The 22,588-nt window shown below is 40.3% G+C and carries 23 protein-coding genes and 1 tRNA gene; 17 read left to right on the top strand and 7 right to left on the bottom strand.

Annotated features, from left to right (window positions below):
* The first annotated feature begins 4 nt into the window (after positions 1 to 4).
* From ACYQ1I_RS11820 to lysA, 3 genes are read left to right on the top strand one after another with little or no spacing between them, the layout of a single operon-like run.
* Positions 5 to 1,225 carry an aspartate kinase gene (locus tag ACYQ1I_RS11820; RefSeq protein WP_459765596.1) on the top strand — a complete coding sequence of 407 codons (1,221 nt, stop codon included), beginning with the start codon at positions 5 to 7 and terminating at the stop codon, positions 1,223 to 1,225.
* Positions 1,222 to 2,427 carry an aspartate aminotransferase family protein gene (locus ACYQ1I_RS11815; protein WP_459765594.1) on the top strand — a complete coding sequence of 402 codons (1,206 nt, stop codon included), beginning with the start codon at positions 1,222 to 1,224 and terminating at the stop codon, positions 2,425 to 2,427. The genes ACYQ1I_RS11820 and ACYQ1I_RS11815 overlap by 4 nt, the downstream gene beginning before the upstream one ends.
* A complete protein-coding gene (gene lysA, locus ACYQ1I_RS11810) occupies positions 2,414 to 3,643 on the top strand; it encodes a diaminopimelate decarboxylase (protein WP_459765592.1) in 1,230 nt (409 codons plus the stop codon). Before ACYQ1I_RS11815 ends, lysA begins: the two co-directional genes overlap by 14 nt.
* Before the next feature lie 48 nt (positions 3,644 to 3,691).
* On the opposite strand, the gene ACYQ1I_RS11805 is transcribed toward lysA, so the two are convergent.
* The 5 genes from ACYQ1I_RS11805 to ACYQ1I_RS11785 are packed head-to-tail and all read right to left on the bottom strand — an operon-like array spanning position 3,692 to position 7,621.
* Entirely contained in the window at positions 3,692 to 4,801 is a 1,110-nt protein-coding gene (locus ACYQ1I_RS11805) for an NADH:ubiquinone reductase (Na(+)-transporting) subunit F (protein WP_459765590.1), read from the bottom strand.
* Between the two features lie 16 nt (positions 4,802 to 4,817).
* Positions 4,818 to 5,408, bottom strand: a complete 591-nt coding sequence (locus ACYQ1I_RS11800) for an NADH:ubiquinone reductase (Na(+)-transporting) subunit E (RefSeq protein ID WP_459765588.1) — start codon at positions 5,406 to 5,408, stop codon at positions 4,818 to 4,820.
* Positions 5,408 to 6,049: an NADH:ubiquinone reductase (Na(+)-transporting) subunit D gene (locus tag ACYQ1I_RS11795; protein ID WP_459765586.1), complete on the bottom strand. Its 642-nt coding sequence runs from the start codon at positions 6,047 to 6,049 to the stop codon at positions 5,408 to 5,410. Before ACYQ1I_RS11795 ends, ACYQ1I_RS11800 begins: the two co-directional genes overlap by 1 nt.
* Positions 6,042 to 6,659, bottom strand: coding sequence for an RnfABCDGE type electron transport complex subunit G (locus ACYQ1I_RS11790; RefSeq protein ID WP_459765584.1), 618 nt, complete (start codon positions 6,657 to 6,659; stop codon positions 6,042 to 6,044). The genes ACYQ1I_RS11795 and ACYQ1I_RS11790 overlap by 8 nt, the downstream gene beginning before the upstream one ends.
* Complete coding sequence (locus tag ACYQ1I_RS11785; RefSeq protein WP_459765582.1) at positions 6,656 to 7,621, bottom strand: RnfABCDGE type electron transport complex subunit D; 966 nt, start codon at positions 7,619 to 7,621, stop codon at positions 6,656 to 6,658. The genes ACYQ1I_RS11790 and ACYQ1I_RS11785 overlap by 4 nt, the downstream gene beginning before the upstream one ends.
* Positions 7,622 to 7,824: 203 nt before the next feature.
* Between ACYQ1I_RS11785 and ACYQ1I_RS11780 the strand changes: the two genes are divergently transcribed.
* The 8 genes from ACYQ1I_RS11780 (at position 7,825) to ACYQ1I_RS11745 (ending at position 12,690) form a co-directional block, all read left to right on the top strand.
* Positions 7,825 to 8,463 carry a non-canonical purine NTP pyrophosphatase gene (locus tag ACYQ1I_RS11780; protein WP_459765580.1) on the top strand — a complete coding sequence of 213 codons (639 nt, stop codon included), beginning with the start codon at positions 7,825 to 7,827 and terminating at the stop codon, positions 8,461 to 8,463.
* Between the two features lie 70 nt (positions 8,464 to 8,533).
* A tRNA-Val gene (locus tag ACYQ1I_RS11775) sits at positions 8,534 to 8,609 on the top strand.
* 298 nt (positions 8,610 to 8,907) lie between these two features.
* The gene (locus ACYQ1I_RS11770) at positions 8,908 to 9,492 is read left to right on the top strand and encodes a TetR/AcrR family transcriptional regulator (RefSeq protein ID WP_459765578.1); all 585 of its coding nucleotides are present in this window, start codon (positions 8,908 to 8,910) and stop codon (positions 9,490 to 9,492) included.
* 78 nt (positions 9,493 to 9,570) lie between these two features.
* Positions 9,571 to 9,879, top strand: coding sequence for a hypothetical protein (locus ACYQ1I_RS11765; RefSeq protein ID WP_459765576.1), 309 nt, complete (start codon positions 9,571 to 9,573; stop codon positions 9,877 to 9,879).
* Positions 9,880 to 9,899: 20 nt separating this feature from the next.
* The gene (locus ACYQ1I_RS11760; RefSeq protein WP_459765574.1) at positions 9,900 to 10,358 is read left to right on the top strand and encodes an FMN-binding protein; all 459 of its coding nucleotides are present in this window, start codon (positions 9,900 to 9,902) and stop codon (positions 10,356 to 10,358) included.
* A 241-nt stretch (positions 10,359 to 10,599) separates the two neighbouring features.
* Positions 10,600 to 11,526, top strand: a complete 927-nt coding sequence (locus ACYQ1I_RS11755) for a CGNR zinc finger domain-containing protein (RefSeq protein WP_459765572.1) — start codon at positions 10,600 to 10,602, stop codon at positions 11,524 to 11,526.
* A 1-nt stretch (position 11,527) separates the two neighbouring features.
* Positions 11,528 to 11,878, top strand: a complete 351-nt coding sequence (locus ACYQ1I_RS11750; protein WP_459765570.1) for a GIY-YIG nuclease family protein — start codon at positions 11,528 to 11,530, stop codon at positions 11,876 to 11,878.
* Positions 11,879 to 12,024: 146 nt separating this feature from the next.
* The gene (locus tag ACYQ1I_RS11745) at positions 12,025 to 12,690 is read left to right on the top strand and encodes an HD domain-containing protein (RefSeq protein WP_459765568.1); all 666 of its coding nucleotides are present in this window, start codon (positions 12,025 to 12,027) and stop codon (positions 12,688 to 12,690) included.
* Positions 12,691 to 12,722: 32 nt separating this feature from the next.
* Here the strand turns inward: ACYQ1I_RS11745 and ACYQ1I_RS11740 are convergent, their stop codons facing one another.
* Complete coding sequence (locus ACYQ1I_RS11740) at positions 12,723 to 13,973, bottom strand: [Fe-Fe] hydrogenase large subunit C-terminal domain-containing protein (protein ID WP_459765566.1); 1,251 nt, start codon at positions 13,971 to 13,973, stop codon at positions 12,723 to 12,725.
* A gap of 254 nt (positions 13,974 to 14,227) precedes the next feature.
* Between ACYQ1I_RS11740 and ACYQ1I_RS11735 the strand changes: the two genes are divergently transcribed.
* From ACYQ1I_RS11735 to ACYQ1I_RS11715, 5 genes are all read left to right on the top strand, one after another.
* Positions 14,228 to 15,373, top strand: a complete 1,146-nt coding sequence (locus ACYQ1I_RS11735; protein ID WP_459765564.1) for a dicarboxylate/amino acid:cation symporter — start codon at positions 14,228 to 14,230, stop codon at positions 15,371 to 15,373.
* A gap of 118 nt (positions 15,374 to 15,491) precedes the next feature.
* Positions 15,492 to 17,285: an oligoendopeptidase F gene (gene pepF / locus ACYQ1I_RS11730; protein WP_459765562.1), complete on the top strand. Its 1,794-nt coding sequence runs from the start codon at positions 15,492 to 15,494 to the stop codon at positions 17,283 to 17,285.
* 177 nt (positions 17,286 to 17,462) lie between these two features.
* Positions 17,463 to 18,089 carry a hypothetical protein gene (locus tag ACYQ1I_RS11725; protein ID WP_459765560.1) on the top strand — a complete coding sequence of 209 codons (627 nt, stop codon included), beginning with the start codon at positions 17,463 to 17,465 and terminating at the stop codon, positions 18,087 to 18,089.
* Between the two features lie 108 nt (positions 18,090 to 18,197).
* Positions 18,198 to 19,463, top strand: coding sequence for a sensor histidine kinase (locus ACYQ1I_RS11720; RefSeq protein WP_459765558.1), 1,266 nt, complete (start codon positions 18,198 to 18,200; stop codon positions 19,461 to 19,463).
* A gap of 12 nt (positions 19,464 to 19,475) precedes the next feature.
* A complete protein-coding gene (locus tag ACYQ1I_RS11715; protein ID WP_459765556.1) occupies positions 19,476 to 20,378 on the top strand; it encodes a response regulator in 903 nt (300 codons plus the stop codon).
* Positions 20,379 to 20,449: 71 nt separating this feature from the next.
* Here the strand turns inward: ACYQ1I_RS11715 and ACYQ1I_RS11710 are convergent, their stop codons facing one another.
* Complete coding sequence (locus ACYQ1I_RS11710) at positions 20,450 to 21,256, bottom strand: NAD(+)/NADH kinase (protein ID WP_459765554.1); 807 nt, start codon at positions 21,254 to 21,256, stop codon at positions 20,450 to 20,452.
* A gap of 311 nt (positions 21,257 to 21,567) precedes the next feature.
* On the opposite strand from ACYQ1I_RS11710, the gene ACYQ1I_RS11705 reads away from it, so the two are divergent.
* Entirely contained in the window at positions 21,568 to 22,488 is a 921-nt protein-coding gene (locus ACYQ1I_RS11705; RefSeq protein WP_459765552.1) for an RluA family pseudouridine synthase, read from the top strand.
* Positions 22,489 to 22,588 lie beyond the last annotated feature (100 nt).

The raw sequence follows: 22,588 nt of genomic DNA, 5'->3' as shown, positions 1-22,588 counted from the left end.
GACGATGAAAATTGTTGTACAAAAATATGGGGGGTCTTCTGTTGGCTCCATAGACAAAATAAAAAAGGTTGCCGACAGAATTATACAAAAAAGAAATGAAGGCTATCATGTAGTCGTAATTGTATCGGCCATGGGAAAAACCACCGATGAACTAATAGCCCTGGCCAGGGAAATTTCCAGTGAACCTGCCCCCCGGGAGATGGATATGCTTTTGACCACCGGGGAACAGGTTTCCATCTCGCTATTATCGATGGCCTTAATTGCTAAGGGCTATTCGGCGGTTTCCTATACCGGTTACCAGCTTAATATTCAGACCACTGCCCTGCATCAAAAAGCCCGGATTAAGGATATTGATGTATCGAGGGTGCTTGAGGCCCTAAAAAATAATAAAATTGTTGTTGTAGCCGGGTTTCAAGGTGTTACAGAGAATAATGAATATACCACCCTGGGCAGGGGCGGCAGTGATACCTCAGCAGTGGCCCTGGCAGCAAAGCTGGAGGGCCGCTGTGAAATTTATACTGATGTTGAGGGAATCTATACGATGGACCCCAGAAAGCTGAAAAATGCCAGAAAGCTTGAACGTATCAGCTATGAGGAAATGATGGAAATGGCCAGTCTGGGAGCGGGGGTCATGCATTATCGGGCAGTGGAGCTGGCCAATAAGTATCGACTTCCCTTATACGTAGCCTCAACCTTCTCACAGGAAAAAGGTACAATGATCGAATACGGAGGTACAGAGCCAATGGAGGAAACTGTTATTACGGGAATGGCATCAAGTCTTGATGATATACAGGTTACAGTATTGCATTTACCAGCTTCTACCACCTGCCTATATCGGCTCTTTGGCCAAATGGCAGAGGAGGAGGTCAACGTAGATATGATCTCCCAAATGATTACAGAGGATGGAAAGATGTATGTGAGCTTTACCATTCCCAAAACTGAGTTGAAGGTAGCAGAAGCGGTGCTTAACCAATGGAAGGAAGAGGAGCCGGATATTTTGTGGGAGATCAATGACAATATTGCAAAAATATCTGTGGTAGGCCTAGGCATGCGAACCCATTCAGGGGTAGCGGCAAAGGTGTTTGAAATATTGGCTGCAAACAAGGTGGAGGTAAAAATGGTAACAACCTCTGAAATCAAAATTACCTTTGCCATAGACAGTGAGGATGAAACGAAGGCAATAGATTTAATCGGTAATTCCTTTGGTTTGGCGGTGAGGGTATGATGACAGAAAAATGGATGGCTTTAGATCAAGCCTGCTTGCTGCCCACCTATGATAGACTCCCCATTGTGGTAGAAGAAGCAAAGGGAATGTATATAACCGATGTAGCGGGCCAGCGGTATTTAGATTTATTTTCAGGATTAGCCGTTAATGTCTTGGGGCACTGCCATGAAGCGCTGCTTAAGGAAATAGCGTGTCAGGCCAGCCGATTTTCTCATATTTCCAATTATTTTTATAACCAGCCTGCCCTGTTGCTGGCTGAAAAATTGATTAATAGCACTTTTAAAGGAAAAATATTTTTTACTAATTCAGGTGCGGAAAGCACCGAGGCGGCCCTGAAATATATCCATAAATATGGCCAGGATCATAATAGGCGAGGAATCATTGTCTTTAAGGACAGCTTCCATGGAAGAACCTTGGGGGCCTTGAAGCTAACCCGGATGGCCAGTGTACAGCAGGACTTCCCCACAGTTGAAATGCCGGTTTATGAGCTTTCTGGGCAGGATTTAGGCAAACTGGACGAGATCATGTTGGCCCAAAAACCTGCCGCCCTGCTATTTGAGCCCATTTCAGGGTCAGGGGGAATCAATGTCGTTTCAGAGGACTTTATTGAACAGGCGGCTGTACTCTGTAATAAGCACAATGTACTGCTTTGTCTTGACGAAATACAGACGGGAATGGGCAGAACCGGAAAGCTATTCGCCTATCAGCATACCTCGGTGATTCCCGATATGCTTCTATTTGCCAAGGGGGTAGGAGGCGGATTGCCCCTGGGGGGAATTTTAGTTAAGGATAAAATGAGTCACTATTTTAAACCTGGTGACCATGGAACAACCTTTGCACCTAATCCTATTGCTGCCAGCCTGGGGAGAAGAACCCTGGAGCTGTTGGAGGAGGGCCTGCTGGCATCGGTACAGGAAAAGGAAGCCTATTTGGTGAAGGGACTTCGACAGCTTCAGCAGGCCTTTCCCGAAATGCTTGGCGAAATACGGGGAAAGGGCCTGATGCTGGGGGTTGTAATTTTGCAGAATGTCGGGTTAGTTAAGGAACAATTTATGGAAAGAAGGATTCTGGTCAATATGACAAATAGGAACATTTTAAGATTATTACCGTCAATAATTATAGAAAAAGATCATATGGATGAGTTTTTGGAGGCATTTACTGAAATTTTAACAGAATGGAAGGATACCAATGATAAGCTATGAAAACAATCAGCTGGCCATAGAGGGAATCCCTTTATCAGAAATCGTAAAGAATAGACCCACACCCTTTTATCTATATTCCTGGAATCAAGTTGAAGCCAATATTAAAAAGGTGCAATCGGTATTTGATGGAATGAAATATCATATTTCCTTTGCTGCCAAGGCCAATAATAATCTCTATTTATTGAAGAAATTAAAGGAAGCAGGGGTTGGTATTGATATCGTTTCAAAGGGAGAATTTGAAGCCTGCAAAAGAATTGCCTTTGACCCTGGCGAGGTAATTGTAAACGGCAATGGAAAAACGAAGGAGCTATTGCGGGAGCTGGTTCTTTATGGCCCCCGAGCCATTAATGTGGACTCCAGGGAGGAGCTGGCCCGCCTGGCAGAGGTGGTAACAGAGATGAAGCAGCCTGTCACCGTAGCCTTGAGGGTTAATCCTGACGTTGATCCAATTACCCATCCCTATATTTCTACGGGCTTAAAGAAAAATAAATTTGGCATGGATTTAGCTGCTGCAGGTGAAATGATTGCCCAATACCTTCATCATCCCTATATTACCATCAGCGGATTACATCTGCACATTGGATCACAGCTTCTGCAGGTCAGCCCCTATGAGGATGCCTACACCAAGGTTTATGAATTTGTTGAGGGCCTAAAGGATCACAGCTTGAGCTTTATTAATATCGGCGGTGGCTGGGGCATAGACTATATGCGGGACGGCAGTGAATTTCCCCTGACTGTCTATCAGGAAAGGGTAATTCCGGTATTGAAGAAATTCAATATGGAAATCATTATGGAACTGGGCCGCTTTATTATTGGAAATGCCGGGGTACTGATAGGCAGGGTTGAGTATGTAAAGAAGACAGCCTATAAAACCTTTGTGGTGACCGATGCCTCTATGGCAGACTTAATACGGCCCAGCCTGTATGAAGGGTATCATCATATCTATCCTCAGTTTGACGACGGAAAAGAAGGCATTTATGATATTGTGGGCCCCCTATGTGAAACCGGTGACCGTTTTGCAGAGGATCGGAGGATGAAGGCTCCGGGAAAGGATCAATACCTGGTGGTTTGTGACGTCGGCGCCTATGGTCATTCCATGAGCTCAAACTACAACTTTTCTCTTCGTCCTGCTGAATATTTGATGATCGATGGAGAAATTAAAGAGATAAGACCCAGAGAGCGCTTTGAATCGGTTATTGCCTATTATAGAGATTAATTAATAAAATTGTAAAAGTGCTGCGGCCTGTTGGCTGCAGCACTTTTTCTAGTTGAACTTGTCATAATAGATTTTTGATTCATCGAACCCTTTTTTCATTAGGCTATCAATGGTGGATTGAATCATTGGCCCATTACCGCAAAGATAGGCCTCTCGTTCGGCCTTTGAAGCAGCTAGGTACCGATCAATGGCATCATTTACCCGACCGACGCTTCCTTCCCATTGATCTGCTTCGGTGGGCCTTGAAAGGGTAGGAATAAAGGTGAAATCCTCTAGTTCTTCCTCAAATTGCTTCATTTGCTCCAGCATAAATAGATCAGACCTGGTTCTGGCACCAAAGAAAAAGGTGGTTTTTCTTGGGCTGTTTCTTTCCAGCAGCTCATAAAGTATGCTTAATATTGGCGCCATACCAGTTCCCACAGCAACCAAAACAATTTCAGCATCTGTATTCTGCAGATAAAAGTCTCCATAGGGGCCATTCAAGCTTACTGAGTCCCCCTTTGAAAGATGCTGATGAACGTAGGTGGTCAATATGCCGCCCTCAACATAGCCGATTAGTAGGTCAATTGACCTTTTCTGCTTGGTTGGTGAGGCGATGGAGTAGGCCCGATAAACCTCCTCCTGGTTTCCAGGATAGGGGGGAGCAGAAAGCTGAATGTACTGGCCCGGTTTAAAGTCTATCTCTGGTTGGTTTTCACCGGTAATGTTTATCCTTAACAGCTTTATTTTTTCTGTCTGATCCACTATGGTATCCACTACACCTGTGTACATTTTTACATTAAAAAGCTCCTCTGGAATTTCAATTTCCATATCCTCCTTGACCTTAATCTGACAGGAAAGCCGGATATTATTCCGCTGGTCCTCTTCGGTCAAATAGGAAAGCTCGGTTGCCAATACAGGCCCTGCCCCTTGATTTATTTTACATTTGCAGTAGCCGCAGCTTCCCTTGCCGCCGCAGGCCGAGGGAATGAAAATTTCATTGCCCACCAGGGATGAAAGGAGGGTTTTTCCCCCTTCCACCATTAGTTCCTTATCACCATTAATACGAATCTTTTTTTCTCCATAATCGGCAATCAATGCATCGGCCAGGGTTAGAATAATTGCCAGTATTGTTGCAATTCCAGTAATAATACCAGTGGTGATGAGTATTGTGTTCATTTGTCAGCCCCCCTTGCTACTGTATTCTCACAATTCCTGAAAATCCAATAAAGGCCAGGGCCATCAGGCCAGTAATAATCAAGGTGATACCAGGTCCCTCAAGGCCTTTGGGAATGGGTGCTTTCTTTAGCTTGGTTCTAATGCCTGCCATTGCCAGAATTGCCAGGGCCCAGCCTAAGCCGGAGCCTACACCAAAGCCGATGGATTGGGTAAAGGAATAATTACGGATTACCATAAAAAGAGACACACCTAAAATGGCGCAATTGACAGTGATTAAAGGTAAAAATATACCTAATGAGTAGTATAGATTGGGCAGGTATCGCTCTATGACCATTTCAACCAGCTGTACAAAGGCAGCGATGGTGATAATGAAGACGATAAACCTGAGATATTCCAGGCCAAAGGGAACCAAAACATAATGATAGATTATATAATTAATGATGGTGGTGCCTGTTAAAACAAAGGTAACAGCCTGGCCTAATCCCAGGGCGGTTTTAATTTCCTTAGATACAGCAATAAAGGAGCACATACCAAGGAAATTAGCAAGCACCATATTGCTGGTAGAGATAGAGGCAAATAAGATGACAAAGGGATGGATATCAGACATTATTTAACACCTCCTGCAGTCGAAGCTGTGGCTTCTTGATCTCTGGATGCTGAAAGGCTGTTGGCGGCCCATATGACCAGGGCCAGCATGAAAAAGGCGCCAGGGGGCATAATCATAAAAATCCAGTTGGTCCACCAATCCCCCATGACGGCTATTCCAAACAGGGTGCCAAAGCCCAATAATTCTCTGAAAAAGGCGATGATCAGCAGAACAAAGGTATAGCCTAGCCCAGCGGCGATTCCGTCTAAGAAGGAGGCTATGGGAGGATTTTTCTGTGCAAAGGCCTCGCAGCGGCCCATTACAATGCAATTGGTAATAATTAACCCCACGTAGGGGCCAAGGGCCTCGCTCATGGCAGGGTAATAGGCCTTCAGCGTAATGTCAACAATAATCACATAGGCAGATATAATTAGAGTTTGAACCATCATACGAATATGCCTGGGGGTATGTTTTCTAAGCAGCGAAACAGTCAAGCTGGAAAAGGCAGTTGTAAAAATTAGTCCAATCCCCATTACCAGGGTATTCATCATCAAATTCGTAACTGCCAGGGCAGAGCATATTCCTAGGATCTGCCGATAAATCGGGTTGTCTTTAAAGATGCCCATGGCAAATATGTTTTTTAGCTCCTTTCCCTTAATCATATAAAGACCCTCCCTTCATTTGATTAATAATTTCCTGCAGGTTGCTGTTTAAAATCCGTCTGACGGCGTTGGAGGTTCCAGTGGCACCGGTAATGGCATCCACTTGTCCCCCCGGGGTGGGACGATATATGATAAAGTCAGTGTCCTTCTGATCAGGATTAATGTCGATTTGTCTAAATTGCTCCTTAAAAGCCGGCTCATCAATTCGGCCACCCAGCCCAGGGGTTTCACTATGGGAAAGAAAATCTAGCCCTAAAATTTGATGTAGGTCAGGGCTTAATGCAACATAGCCCTGTAAACTTCCCCAAACAGCGTCCCCTTCAATGGGGAAAATATAGCCAACCAAAGAATCGTTTTCATACCCTTCATAGTAATGAAGGCCATTCCTTTCCACGGCCTTAATTTGGGTGGAAAAAAGGTTGCTTACCTCGATGGCATTTTTATCTTCAATGGGGAAATCTAACACATACAGCAGGGATTTTTGCTGCTTAAGGGCTTCATTGAGGTCAATTTGATTTTTTGTCAGCTCATTAATGGTGGCCAGGGTACCCGTAAAGATTACTGTAATTGCAATCATGAAAAGAATTGAACGGTAATTGATTTTTTTCATGCTGTCACCTGCTTTCTTTTACGAGCTGCCTTTAGGTATTTGAATCCTTCATCTAATATGGGAACAAAGGTATTCATAATCAGGACGGCAAACATGGCTCCCCCTACAAAAATTCCATAAATTCGTATCAATACTGTGATAAGACCAATCAATAAACCATAAATCCATTTTCCGGGGGTTGTTTTAGGGGCAGTAATGGGCTCGGTGACAAAGAAAACCGCCACCAATAAAAACCCTCCTGAAAGCAGGCCATAGAGGGGGCCTGGAACAGTATCGGGATGAAGTATGTGTAAAAAGCCAGATGCAGCGGTAAAGCCTATAATGGGGGCAGCCAGGAGTTTCCAATCAATTGTCTTTGTAATTAATAAAATGGTAGCTGCCAGTAAAATTAACAGGCCACTTGTCTCTCCCAAGGAACCAGGAATATTGCCAAGAAATAGTTGCCCCAGGGGTAAGTCTGCACCGGTCTGTCTTAAAAGGGTAAGGGGCGTGGCACCGCTGGCTGTATCAAGGGCCGGTGTCAAATAGGCAGTAAAGCCCCCGGGAAAGCCCTGGGCGGGAAGATTCCATTGTACAGTCAGATACTCCGGAAAGCAAACGTATAAAAAGGTTCTGCCCACCAGAGCAGGGTTAAAAACATTAAAGCCATAGCCACCAAAGACTTCCTTGGCAAAGGCCACACCGAAGATAATTCCCACGGCCCCCACCCAGAAGGGAGTTGATGCCGGCAGGGTCAGGGTAAACAGAACACTGGTTACAATAACTGCTTCGGTAACAGGCTTTCCAGATTTCCGTTTAAACAGATATTCTGTCATGACACCGAAAAATGTGACTATGGTCATAAGTACCAGCGGCCTCCAGCCAAAAAAGTAAATACTACCTATGATTACTGGCAAAAGGCTAAGTAAGACTTTTCTCATGAGAGGCTGCTTCATAAAGCGTATGTTTTCTTTTAAAGCCATTATTCTGACCTCCTGTCTGTTAAATGATAATAATTATCTACCCAATGATTTAAAATACAAAACAACTAACGATAAAACTTTTCCAGAGTTTGTCAACCTCTGTCAAAATATTTTACATTAAGGGACTTGCATAGCTTAAAGCTATTGGGTAAAATAAATTCATTATAGAATATGCAGAAAAAAACAATAAGGAGTATTACTAAATGAAATTAATCTACGGTACCTCAAATCTTGCAAAGATTAAGGCTATGAGAGAAATGCTTAAGGAAACCGATATTGAAATGATAGGCTTAAATGAACTAAAGATGAGCTTACCCAAAATTGAAGAGGATGGGAAAAATCCCCTAGAAAATGCAAGAAAAAAGGCATTGGCCTACTATCAAGCAACTGGTTTGCCGGTTTTTTCCTGTGACAGCGGTTTATATTTTGAAGGCCTGGAGCCGGAGCTGCAGCCGGGGGTATTTGTTCGGCGAATCAATGGCAAGGAGCTAACCGATGAGGAAATGATCAGTTATTATTCAAACATGGCAAGAAAAAGGGGAGGAAGCCTCAAGGCCCAATATAAAAATGCCATTTGCCTGGTAATTGATTCTGAGCATATTTTTGAAGACCAGGGAGAGGATCTTTCTTCAGGCTATTTTCTATTGGTGGATACACCCCACAAAAAAAGAGAAAAGGGATTCCCCTTAGATTCCCTTTCGGTGGATCCATCCAGCGGATGCTACTACTATGACTTAGAACCTGAATCGGAATGGGATTTTGTAAGGGAGGAAGGTTTTAGGCGTTTTTTTGAAGCCGCCCTTAAAAAATATGCAAAAACCAGTTTAAAAAAACCTGTTTAATACTAAATTAATACTTGAAATCCTTTTCCAAAGATGGTAATATAGATTGTAGCTTAAAACACTAATATTTGGGCAATTAACTCAGCTGGTAGAGTGTCTCCTTGACGTGGAGGAAGTCAGGGGTTCGAGTCCCTTATTGCCCACCAATAATAATCGTAAATGCAAGGTATTCAGCAATGGAACAAGCTGGAAACTTGCATTTTTTCTGTTTTTATACCATTTTTTCTATCATCATTTTTAATAAGTGAATTTGAATACTCGGCTATGGCCTAATTTCTTGTCCTCTATTAATATGTCAAGCAGGAAAATGCCGTGTTCCATACCAATAGACAGCATATAGAAATTTATATTGCATACAGGTCTTGACAATTCTTGGTTTTTATTCTATAATGTGAATGAATAAATAGAAATTCATTCATATTTTGTGAATTTGGAGGTACCCATATGGAAGATAAAAAGACGCTAATCTACCATTGTGCAAAGGAATTGTTCAGCGAAAAGGGGTTTAAGGATACGAACATCTCAGAGATAACTAAGAAAGCCGGGATGGCTGTGGGAACCTTTTACAACTATTATCCATCCAAAGAAAAACTGTTTATGGATATTTTTTTGGAAGAAAATGCAAGGCTCAAGCAAAACTGTTTTCAGACTCTTGACCTCAGTCAAAGTCCCTTGATGGTGGTTAAGCAAATGTTGAAGCTCAATGTGGAGGGAATGAGAGCAAACCCCATTCTAAGGGAGTGGTATAACAAAGGTGTTTTTGAAAAGCTCCAGCAGATTTACAGAGAAGAAAATGGGGTAGATGCGGTAGGCTTTTTATATGACAGCTTCCTCGAAATTGTTTCGCAGTGGCAGGGCCAGGGAAAAATGCGTAAAGACATTGACAGCAAAATGATTATGATGATTTTCGCAGCAATTATAAACGTCGATACGCACAAGGAGGAAATCGGACTTGAATATTTTCCGATGCTCCTGGAGCACATGACGGAGTTAATTATGAAAGGTCTGATGGACTGCTCCGAATACTAAATGGGGCAGTATTTTTTCACCAAGAAAATGAACGAATAATTTATTATTCATTCATATAGTATAAAGGAGGAAATTTCAATGAAAAATCAAGAAAATTCAAAACCTGTTAAGCCAAAGGGTATTCGCATTCAAGTCACAGAAAATGGTGTATTAACCGCAAATGTGCAGATTCCGTACTTTATTGTTAAGATGGGATTGAAATTCGGACAAATGGCGGATAACTCCAAAAAGAAAGGAAGCCATGAAGACGAACTGGAAAGACTCAAAAACATCGATATTGATACCATTTTAGAAGAACTGAACAGCGGAGAGCTTTCACTCCCCTGTACTTTGGTGGATGTTGACGAACTGGAAAAAAACAAGCATGTGACAATTACCCTGGAATAAAAAGGGTGGGAGGTATGTAAATGGGAGCTTTTAAAACAGGCAGAAAGAATATCAAAGTCTGGCTTATCGTTTTGATTCTATTAGGTGTGGGCGTACTGGGCTCAATGATTGCACTTCTTACTGATACCCCTGAACGGCAGGAGCTTCAAATGCTTACCATCGGAAACGTTGACTTTAATAAGCTGCAGGATGGAACCTATGTCGGGGAATACAATGGAACGAAGGGAAATTCTAGAGATGTAACCGTCGAAGTAACGATATTCGGCGGTGAAATTACAGATATAAAAATACTAAAAGGTGCCTTGGACAGTGATGGAAATCCTGTTGAAGTAACAGACGGAATGACTATGGATGATTTGCTTCAAAGGGTGATCAGATCGAAATCATTACAGGTAGATGCTATCAGCGGAGCAACCCTTACCTCTAAAGCTCATCTGAAAGCATTGGAGAACGCCCTAAGGAAAGGGATGAAGGATTAGTTCAATAATATCGCCAAAAGGCTCTCCGATGGAGGGCCTTTTTACAGCCCGAACATCTGCTTCGGGAGGTATTTTATTCAAGGTCGACTTTAAATCTCCTAAAACAAAACTTGTACTACTTAAAACGTTAATTAATATTTTTAAAAAAAATAATTGACACTAAGAATAGAAAAACATATAATAATTGTAATTAATGTAATAGTTAGATATATTAATACTATTACAAAAGGAGGTTTAAAAAATGAACGGTAAAATTGCATTAATTGGGAGCTTTGCAACGGACTGGATTCGATACAGTAATTATGAATTGAAAGAAAATGATAAAGGGACCCTTTATATAGTCCCTACTAAGGACGCAGCCTACAGCATGTATAATCCCTTTAATGTGGCAGAGGATTTACTGATAGATTTAATGGAGATCGGACAAATTGTCTTGAAGCTAGACAAAAAAAAGGAAGACCGAAATCATCCGGAACTATTAAGCGCAATCGTGATCTTTGCCAAAAAATATGGTCTACTGGGCTTAATTAGTGGCAGTGTATATAATCGAAATGTTATCGGTGAAGAACTTGTATTAATGATTGAAGGCAATCATATAACACGGGAAAGGGTAATGAAAGCAAAGGAATATATAGACCTGTTTATTCCCTTTGTAAAAGAGGATGAAGTGTTTTTTAAAACGTATCGAAATAGTGTTGATGTCGTAAAATGGGAAGAATCACCAAAATTCTTTGGAAAACGGCCTGTGGTTATGGATTTAATCTTCTCCCGGTTTTACGCCGAACAGGTTAAGTGGATTGCAGATTTTGCTAAATTAATTGTTACTCATTTTAATCAGCTTCTGACCTATCGAAATTCCTCAGCCTATTTGACTGAAAATGTAACTATTATGGCAGGGCAATTCCATGCCGAAAAAATTGGCTTTACCATCAATCAGCTGGATAAAACAACTATAGCATGGCAATTTGATTCATTAAAAACAGCCGTCGAAACAATCTATGCCTTCGGGGTTACAGACGAAAAAATTTTATTAAGTCGATGTGTCCACTGTGATAAGATCTTCATTGCCAACAGCAGCAGGGAAAAGTACTGTAGTCCATCGTGTAGAAATTATGCCAATGTCAAGAAAAGTAGAAGCAGAAAAAATAATAATAAAGGGAGTGAATAAATTGAACAGAAAAAAGGAACTGAAGCAAATGTATAAGGAAATGAAAACCCCCATGGGGATTTTGATAATTAAAAATATTGAAAATAACAGGTTTCTTCTTCATGCCACAACCGATACCAAAAGCATGATTAATCGAGATCGGTTTCAGCTTAAGGCCGGAAGCCATCGTTTTAAGGAATTACAACTGGATTGGAACCAATATGGAGAAGCATCCTTTGTTTTTGAAGTGCTGGAACCATTGAAATACGATGAAAAGGAGGGAAATAAAGACTATAGTGAAGAACTGGAAATCATGAAAATGATCTGGTATGAAAAATTATGTAAAGCTGGTATGGAACCATATGAAAGATAAAAGACAAAGCAGAGGAATTTTTAAGATAGCCATGGGTAAGTAGGCTACAGTTATATATGTCGACTAAAAGCTAATAAAAGGGGTTGTTTGACTATCATAAAAAAGGGTAAAATAGGATAAGACCTATTTTTAACAAGGAGGCATCTATGGGGGAAATAACCTATCAGGAAATCAGAAAAAATGAGGAAATTAAAACCTATCTTCAGATGGGGGATAATCTTTTGGGAGTTTTAGGCTATACGGAACATGCCTATGTACACGCAGGAAAGGTTGCCGAAACAGCAGCAAAAATATTATTAAAGCTGGGCTATACAGAAAGGGAGGCGGAGCTGGCCCGAATTGCCGGCTATACCCACGATATAGGAAATATGGTAAATCGGGTGGATCATGCTCAAACCGGTGCCCTGCTGGCCTTTAATATTTTCACCAGACTTGGGATGAAACCGGAAGAAATCGGTATTATTGTGGCGGCCATAGGAAACCATGATGAGGGGTCTGGGGCACCAGTAAGCAGTGTGTCTGCTGCCTTAATTCTGGCCGATAAAACCGATGTAAGACGAAGCCGTGTCAGAAATGATGACTTCGCCACCTTTGATATACACGACCGGGTCAATTATGCCGTTGAGGATGCAAAGATCATCATTGATGGAGAGATTAAATCGGTACTGTTGAATTTAACCATTGATACTAAAATATGCTCCCTAATGGAATATTTTGAGATATTCTTAACCAGAATGATGATGTGCCGAAGGGCAGCAGACTTTCTGGGGGCTAAGTTTGAATTGGTCATTAATGGTACCAAATTATTATAATAGAAGCTTCAATAAAAGCCAGGAGACCTGGCTTATTGATTGCTTTTTTCCAACCTGTGCCGTAATTTAACAATACAGTCGTCAGCCTTGGCATAGCCCAGTACGATATCTTCTGCCAAAGCTCGGCAGGAAGGCGAACCGCAGGCCCCGCAATCAATATTGGGCAATGTAGCTAAAACCCGCTCAATGGATTCCATTTTCTTGATGGCCTCAGAAATATCTTCATCCAGCTTAATAACTTGAATAGGCAATAAGGGTTCAGTTAATCTATATTCTTCAAAGGAAGCCTGATGTATCCTGGGGGCTGTTTGGGCGTATTGTTCTACCAATCGACGAATTCGATTTCTTGCCACAAAAGAATTTTCAATATTCAAGCTTCCGCCTACACAACCATTGGTACAGGCATGGCATTCTACAAAGGTCAGGTCATTAATTTTGTGATATTCTATTTCTTCCAATACACTAATGACATTTTGAATACCATCAACGGCTAAAAATTCTTTTATGGCCAGGGCTTGACTTTGTCCCCCAGAACGGGCCCAACCAATTCCCCTGCCTGAAGAATAAAAGTCAGAGATGGTGCCTTGAGCAGCCTCTATAGTTTTACTGATCTCTAGAAATACTGATTTTACCGATAGGGTACCGGTCACTCTCGATTTTTTAATACCTACAGGCTTTTGAAAGCTGTAAATTTTAGCCGGACATGGAGAAATATAAAATACACCGATGTCTTCTTCATTAAGGTCCTGCTGCTCCATGGCATCTTTTCTGGCTAAATGGGCGGATATTTCTACAGGAGAGTCAAAGGGTAAAATATGGTCGATTAATTCAGGGAACCTTATTTGAATTAACCTAACGATCGTTGGACAGGATGAGGATATGATTGGAAATTTAGTTGATTTAGCGATAAAATTCCTTGTAAATTCGGTTATTAAATCTGCTCCCTGGGAAATTTCAAAAATATTATCAAAGCCTAATTTTAGAATTCCCTTTAAAATCTGAGAGGGACTATATATTTCGTGGAACTGGCCATAAAGGACAGGGTCTACCAAGGCAATTTTATATTGATAATGCTGTATGGCACTGAGGTCATCGGTAACGCCGAATCTGGCTCTACGGGGACATGCCTGAATACATTGACCGCAGTTAATACAACGTTCCTTAACAATTTTGGAATGGCCAGATTTCACCCGTATGGCCTCTGTTGGGCAGCACTTTAAACAGTTGGTACAGCCAACACATTTAGAAGGATCTAGGGCAATTGCATGAATTTTAGAATGCATAAGGACTCCTCCTAAGGTAATAATAAATTAGAATTTAAAGCATATCAATATTATACAATGAAAACGATCACAAGTGAAATCAAATCAAGCAAATATTTTATATTTCTGAAAAGTAATACAATTTTAATTCGGCTATAGCCAGCATCTTTATTTATAGGAGACTATTCTGCTGGGTGCTATGATATGCTAAAAATTTCTTACTATGGCCGGATGAAAGCTAAAATATAAATAATATTGCAGAATGGAGGAAAAATATGAAAAAATTAGGTTTATTGCCTCGGTTGGTAATTGGAATTGTTGCAGGAATCATAATTGGCATTACAGGAATCGAATTTTTAACCAGGCTGTTGATCACCTTTAGTGGTATCTTTGGTAATTTTTTAAGCTTTATTGTTCCGCTTTTGATTATAGCCTTTGTGGCCCCGGGTATTGCAGAGCTTGGCGGTAAGGCAGGAAAGCTGCTTGGCATTACCACAGGTATTGCTTATCTATCTACCATCATAGCTGGTATTCTTGCTTTTTTCGCTGCCTCACTGATTTTGCCAGCCATCATCCCTGGAGGTGGTGAGATAGCCGGCGAAGGTCAGAGCATTAGCACATTTTTTGATATTGAGATCCCTCAGATCATGGGGGTTATGTCGGCCTTGGTGACCGCCTTTCTGTTGGGTCTAGGAATGGCATCAATAAAGGGAAAGACCATCTTTCATTTTATGCAGGAGTTTCAAGAGATTATTAATAAGGTAATTAGATTTATCATTATTCCGCTGCTGCCAATTCACATTGCAGGAATATTTGCCAGAATGGCCTATACGGGAGAGGTTGTGAAGACCCTTTCAGTTTTTGGGCGAGTGGTACTACTCGTGTTCGCTGTTCACCTAATATACATATTACTACAATACCTTATTGCAGGCAGCTATACTGGTCGTAATCCAATCAAGGCTTTAAAAAATATGCTTCCGGCCTATTTTACAGCAATCGGTACCCAATCTTCAGCGGCAACCATTCCGGTAACTGTTCGTTCAACCTTAGCCAACGATGTGAGTGATGAGGTGGCTGAATTTGCAGTACCTCTATGTGCCACCATTCACCTGGCCGGTAGTACCATCACCCTAACCATTTGTGCCATTGCCGTTTTAGCCCTAGAGGGACAACTGGTTACACTGGGTCAAATTGTTCCCTTCATTATGATGCTGGGCGTGACAATGGTTGCCGCCCCTGGAGTACCGGGAGGAGCAGTGGTGGCGGCCCTGGGTCTGTTAGAGACTATGCTGGGCTTTAATGAACCGCAGCTTGCATTAATGATGGCAATCTATATTGCTCAAGACAGCTTTGGTACTGCCGCCAACGTCACAGGAGATGGCGCTATTGCTCTAATTGTCAATAAGCTGGCATCAAAATAGAAAAAGGGAGGTCTTTACAGATCTCCTTTTTAATTAAATTGATTGTTATAAAAAGGCAATTTTTTAGGAAATTTTAATAGAGATATAATATAATCATATTTTGAAGGAGCTGCTTAGTATGAAGGATCAAAATAAGGGGTTAATCGACCGAAGGGATCAGCAGGAGCAATATAAGTGGGCTATAGAAAAAATCTATGAATCAGACCAGCATTGGAAGCAGGATTACGATCATGTAAAGGTACTATTAAAGAAAATTAAACAGCTTGAGGGTAATTTACACAGTCAGGATAACCTGCTAAGGGCTATGGAACTGTATGAAGAAATTATGAGGTTAAGCTTGAAGGTATTTGCCTATGGAAAAATGAAAAGGGATGAAGACAATACCCTTTCTCAATACCAGAAACTGGCTGATCAGGGACAAAGCCTTTATATTGAAGCAGAAACCAGTCTTTCCTTTCTGGTTCCCGAATTACTTAAGCTCAAGGAAGATCAATTAGAGGAATTTTTATTAAGGAACCCTAAATACCAGCATTTTTTTGATGATATATTAAGGGGAAAAGCCCATGTGCTAACCAGTAAAGAAGAAAATATATTAGCACGGGTCGGTTCCATAGCTCAAGGGCCGGCGACCATATTTTCAATGTTTAATAATGCAGATATAAAGTTTCCCATCATTGAAAATGAAAAGCATGAACAGGTTGAGCTGACAAAAGGCAACTACATTACCCTGTTGGAAAGTGCCGACAGGAGAGTAAGAAAAGAAGCCTTTTCAGCCCTTCATAACAGCTATGAAAAAATGAAAAATACGCTGGCCGCCATCTATTCCACCAATCTAAAGAAGGATTATTTTTATGCAAGGGTTCGAAACTTTTCATCGTCCCTGGAAGCCTCTTTATTCAATGGAAATATACCCACTACCGTATACGATCAATTGATAGAAGCCGTTCATCAGAAGCTGCCGCTGCTTCATCGCTATGTAAGACTGAGGAAGGAGCTTTTAAATTTGGATGAGCTGCATATGTATGATCTGTATACCCCTGTCGTGACAGGAATTGATATCAAAATTCCCTATGAAGTGGCTAAGGAAACAATATTAAAGGGTCTTGCTCCTCTAGGAGAGGAATATGTTGATTTATTAAGGTTTGGATTTGAAAATCGGTGGGTGGACGTCTACGAAAATAAAGGAAAAACAGGAGGAGCTTATTCATGGGGTACCTATGACTCGTATCCCTTTGTTTTAATGAATTATCAAGGCAAGGTGGGAGACATGTTTACGCTGGCCCATGAAATGGGCCATTCATTACACAGCTATTATACAGCCCGGAATCAACCCTTTCTTTATTCCCAGTACAAGATATTTGTTGCCGAAGTGGCCTCAACGGTCAATGAAGCCCTGTTAATGGATTATATGATTAGGAACACTGAAGAACCTAAAGAAAAGATGTATTACATTAATCAATATCTGGAACAGTTCAGAGGGACCATCTTTCGACAGGTGATGTTTGCCGAATTTGAAAAAATAACCCACGAAAAGGTGGCTTCAGGCCAAAGCTTGAATGCCGAGGAGCTTAGTAAAATTTATTATGATTTAAATCTAGCATACTTTGGCCAAGATATGGTGGTTGATGATGAAATTGCCATAGAGTGGGCTAGAATACCTCATTTCTACAGGAACTTTTACGTATATCAATATGCAACAGGCTATGGAGCGGCCATTGCTCTATCTAAAAATATACTTGAAAAGGGAGAGCCTGCTGTGGCAGCCTATCTGGAATTTTTAAGGGCAGGAGACAGTGATTATCCCATTAATGTACTACAAAGGGTCGGTGCTGATATGACTACCTCAAAACCAATTATTCAAGCCCTTGAGGTATTTGAAAAGCTATTGGATCAATTAGAACAGATGGGATGAAATTATCATTGCGATTAAACAGGTAACTTTAATGGGCTGCTTAAACAGCCCATTAAAATTATATTTTTTATTATACAAATCCACCAATATCTATAGATTTATGGTATAGTTTTATATATGTTAAACAGATTATCCCCGTGGCAATTAAAACAGGGTACTAGATAGAGGGTGAAACAAGTGAAGATTAAACCGTTGGAATTACTAGCGCCATATAGTGCAGAGGATCTTTTCGGACAAGCACTACATTATGAAAAATGGATATGGGTTAACGAAGAAACCTTAATGGACTTGTTTATGGAGGTATTAGATTACGATAGCTATGATGAGAAAATTCTTTTAGAGGAAATTTCCCTGGCTAAGCAAGAAATACTAGACAGTATTAAAGAGAAGCTCCGAAAGGCAGGCTGGATTAAGGTAAGCCAGAGGGCCTTTGAAGAGCTTAATTCAGATTTTAATGCCACTGAAGACATAGAAACCCATGTGTTTTTAGAGCGTGGGTATTATATGTCCTTAATGGTTTCTACAATGAGGCAGCTGGAATGGGCCTTAAGGGCAATGGCAATTGATACCTATCAGCACTTAAATGCGGAAGGAACATCTTTAAAAGAGATATACAAGGAAAATTATCAGGAAAATTTCATGATACTGGAAGGGTTTTTAGCCAGAGAGGATTATGAAAAGGGAATGGGTGAGTGGCGTTTTTCTTGGCCCAGTCAGACTCTAACCTTCTTTAAAAATCATCAGGAACACAGGCAATGGGTCGAAACCCAAGCAAATTTTATCTTTGAAGAATTAAATAAATAATGTGTATACATTGATTATGCTATATAATGTAAGTGACAATTAATATAACAACAAAATTGTAAAAAGCCTTTTAAAAAGGATATACCCTTAGGCAGGATGTGATAAGATTTGAAATGTCTTAATGCTAAGGTAAGAAGACTCCTTTTGCTCTGTTTGGCAACAACCTTTATGGGTCAAATCTATGTAAATCCCTTTGACAGTGATTTTAGATTTTCATTAAGTGTTGTTGCCTTTGCTTTATTTATATATTGGTATCAGGAATTGGAGATTGTACCGGTTTCCCTTATAACAGGGGTGTTCCTATGGTTTTTTAGAACATTAATACAATTTACCCAGCCAGGGGCAGGGTCCTTCCTGACCCTGATGGGAGTACATTTTCCTGTTGTTATTTATTATCTTGTCTTTGGAATGTTCTTACGAATATTTAATTTTCGGTACCTGCATCAAGACAGGCGCAGCTTTATTCTATTACTTATTGCGGCTGATACCCTGGCGAATCTAACTGAAATTATAATTAGGCAGGAAGCTACCATTAGCCAGACCATTTTTGCATTACTATTAGCTGGTTTGATTCGAGGCCTGGTGACCCTATTGGTAATAGAGGCATTAAAATACTATAAAATGCTTTTAGTAAAGGAACAGCATGAAGCTCGTTACAAGCAACTTATTCTATTAACAGCTAATTTAAAATCAGAAATATTTTTTTTAAGGAAGTCTATGGAGGACATAGAAGAAGCCATGGCCAAAAGCTATGGGCTATATCATCAATTAAAGGAGCTTCAGTATCCTGATTTAAAGGACCTTTCCTTTTGTGCCCTTTCGGTGGCGAAGGATATTCATGAGATAAAGAAGGATTATTTAAGGGTAACAGCGGGCTTGGAAAAGGTCATGCCTGAAATGAAGGCCTACGGGGGAATGTATCTAAAAGATATATTCAATGTAATAGAAGACAGCTTTCAAAAAACAATTGCTAAGGATAATAAACAGATCAGTTTACACTTTAAGCCGATGGGAAATGTATTCATTAAAAGGGCCTACGAGCTGATCTCAATTATTAATAACTTAATTACAAACGCCATCGAAGCCAGCCCAGAACAAGGACAAGTACGGGTCGAGGCCTTTGTGAAAGGGCAGCACCTAAAAATTGTAATTCGTGACCAGGGACCGGGTATTGGAACTGACAAATATGATATTATCTTTGAACCCGGCTACACTACAAAGTTTGACCAACTAACAGGAAAAATGAGTACAGGAATCGGATTGACCCATGTACAGCATCTGGTTACCGTTCATTTTAACGGTCGAATTGATGTTTTTTCTGAAATAAAAGGGGGAACATGCTTTTCAGTTGAGTTGCCTATAACCAATCTATAGGGGGAATGGTTAATGGAATTAGATATTTATATTATTGATGATGACATAAGCATAAGACAAATCATTAAAAATATTATTATGACTAATCAGCTTGGAAATATAGTTGGAGAAACCCATGATGGTGAAGCGGCCTTAACGGAACTGGTCCTACTAAAGCCTGATATCATTATTGTTGACCTGTTACTGCCTACCCTGGATGGAATAGAGCTGGTTAGTAAGGCGAAATCCATTACAAAGGATATGCTTTTCGTTATGATTTCCCAGGTTTCTGCCAAGGACATGGTTGCTAAGGCCTATGAAGCTGGTATTGAATATTTTATTAACAAGCCCATCAATGTTAACGAAGTGGTTTCTATTATGAAAAAGGTTATTGAAAAGCATCGTCTATCCTCAACCTTACGATATATAGAAAATGCCTTTCATATCTTTAAAAATCCCAATTCTCAGAAGATTTATTCTGAGGCAGGCATGAATAATGATGAGGATAAGATTAGGCTAATTTTATCTCAATTAGGTATTTTAGGGGAATCGGGAAGTCAAGATATAATCAATATTTTAGGTATTCTGACGGCAAAACGAAATGGGCTTAATAATCATCTAACCAGATATAAAACCTCAGATATCTATAGGCTTCTTAGCCTTCATTATAAAAAAGAAAAGCCATTAGAAGAATCCAGCGAAAAAGCAATTGAGCAAAGAGTCAGGCGGGCCATAGCCAAGGCCCTTAAAAATATTGCCAGTATAGGATTAGAAGATTTTAGTGATACGGTTTTTTCCGCCTATTCCAATTCCATCTTTGATTTTTCTGAGGTCAGGGCAGAAATGGAATATTTGAAAGGACGAAAGCATTATCGAGGAAAGATCAATGTAAAGAAATTTTTAGAAGGTATTATGCTGTTTGCCCAAGGTCTGTAAAAAAACACCCCTAGAAGGTTTAACGTAAGTGTTAAATGGCCTTTGACAGGGGTGTTTTTCAAATAAAGACTTTATAGAAATTTATCCTTTGCCTTGCTCCAAAATTCAAAATCCTTAAGACGTAGCATTCTTACCTTAACCTCCGATAGCTTCAGGGCAATTTCAGTAATACTTTGATAACGGTATTCCATTCCATCCGATACAATTACAATGGAATCTTCGTAGTGATATTCGGGATTTACCTTAATAATGGCATCGGGCGGTAAAATGATACTAGAGGTGAAGCTACGATAGGCCGTGGTGTTAATGGGGGCCAGGGGGGTTACCTGTAGAACACTTAAGGATGGATCAACAATACTGCCTCCTACAGAATAGTTATAGGCAGTGCTGCCTGTTGAATTGGCCACTAAAATTCCATCACCGCTGAACCGTTGTATTAAATTGTCATTGACAGAAATGTCAAGGTGTACTGTTCTTGATTTATCGCCCTTAATCACAATTTCATTAAGACCAAGGGCATTAATACAATTTGAACGAGTGCAAATAACAGCCTCTACAGGATTAATCTCCTCAATGAAATAATCACCCCTTGAATAGCTCTCTAAAAAATGATCAATTTCATCAGGGTTTATTTCGGTAAAAAATCCCAGGTGACCTGTATTTATACCTAATATGGGGATATCTGTAAAGTTATATTGATGTATGGCCCTTAAAAAAGACCCGTCACCCCCGATACAAATGGTTAAATCGGCGGTATAATCAAAGGAATCGGGTACAATGTAATCTAATTTAAGGAGTGCCGATTTTAATTGATTAAAGGTGTCTATAGAAAATTTTGAGTCATTATACACAATATTAATGATTTTATTTAAATTCATTCTGAATTCTCCTTTAAACATAATAGGTTAAATCGTATTGAAACCTTATTATATGTATATAGCATCATAGTATATTTTAAACAATTATTCTTTTTACATGCCAAGGCCAGGTATAAGTTTTCCTCTACTCAATAATTCTATAAATAAAATAGAAATCCTCTTAACTTTATATTTTCGTACATTCGTACATAAGATTAATTATGAACATTTGTTGCTTTGGAAGCTTCTTATAGAATAACGACGCTATTGCTGAATTTTCGATTTCATAATATAGTAGAATAGAGCTAAAAAGAAATTAAGTAGGTGAAGAAATGCTAATTGAAGATAAACAGACAGAAAGCAGGCTGGTGTATCTGGTCGAAGCCGGTGAGGGGGGCCGATCGATAAAGGAAATTTTGAAGGGTAAATTAAGTTTTTCCAGCCGGCTGCTAACAAAGATCAAGCAGGGAAGAAATGTATTGGTCAATGGACAATATAGAAAATACCACGAGGAAGTTTCAGCAGGGGATATAATTGAAGTGTTTATGGATGAGCCGCCTAATCAATTCCTTCCTCAAAATATCCCCTTTGAGGTGCTGTATGAAGACGTGGATTTAATTATCGTTAATAAGCAGCCTGGCATTGTATCTCATCCAACCAAAAGTCATCCCATTAATACAATGGCCAATGGAGCCGCTTATTATCTTCAGCAACGGGGAAGCAGCTGCAGAATACGATTTGTAAATCGGTTGGATATGGATACCTCAGGCCTTCTAATCATAGCCAAAAATCCCTATGCCCATCATATTATGTCTGAACAAATGAAGAAAGACCAGGTTCGAAAAAAATATATTACCTTTGTTGAAGGCAGGGTGCAAGAGGAATCTGGCACAATCAGTGCACCCATTTACCGCCCCTCGGAAGATGCTATTTGCAGGGTAGTAGATGAGCGGGGACAAGCATCTATCACTAAATATCGAGTGATGGAACGATTTTTAGGGGCAACAATGCTTGAAATCGAACTGTTAACCGGCAGAACCCATCAAATAAGGGTTCATATGAGCCATATAGGACACCCAATTATTGGTGACACCCTGTATGGGAAGGAAAGTCCACTGATTAACAGGCAGGCTCTGCAAGCCTATCGTTTGGAATTTCTACAGCCACGTTACCGCAAGCCTGTTTATGTAAGGGTACCCTTAGCAGAGGATATGGAGGCTTTAAGAAGCTATTTACAACAAAGAAGATTATAGGTTCGCCTCAATGGCGAACCCAGAATTTTAAATAAAAAAAATTTAAGAAATTATAAAATGCAAGGTGATTTTTAATAGCCTCAAATAATATTGGGGCATT

This window comes from Alkaliphilus crotonatoxidans (genome assembly GCF_054658015.1).
The sequence above is the reverse complement of the archived record's forward strand: the minus strand, read 5'-3'. Positions and strand labels throughout refer to the sequence as shown.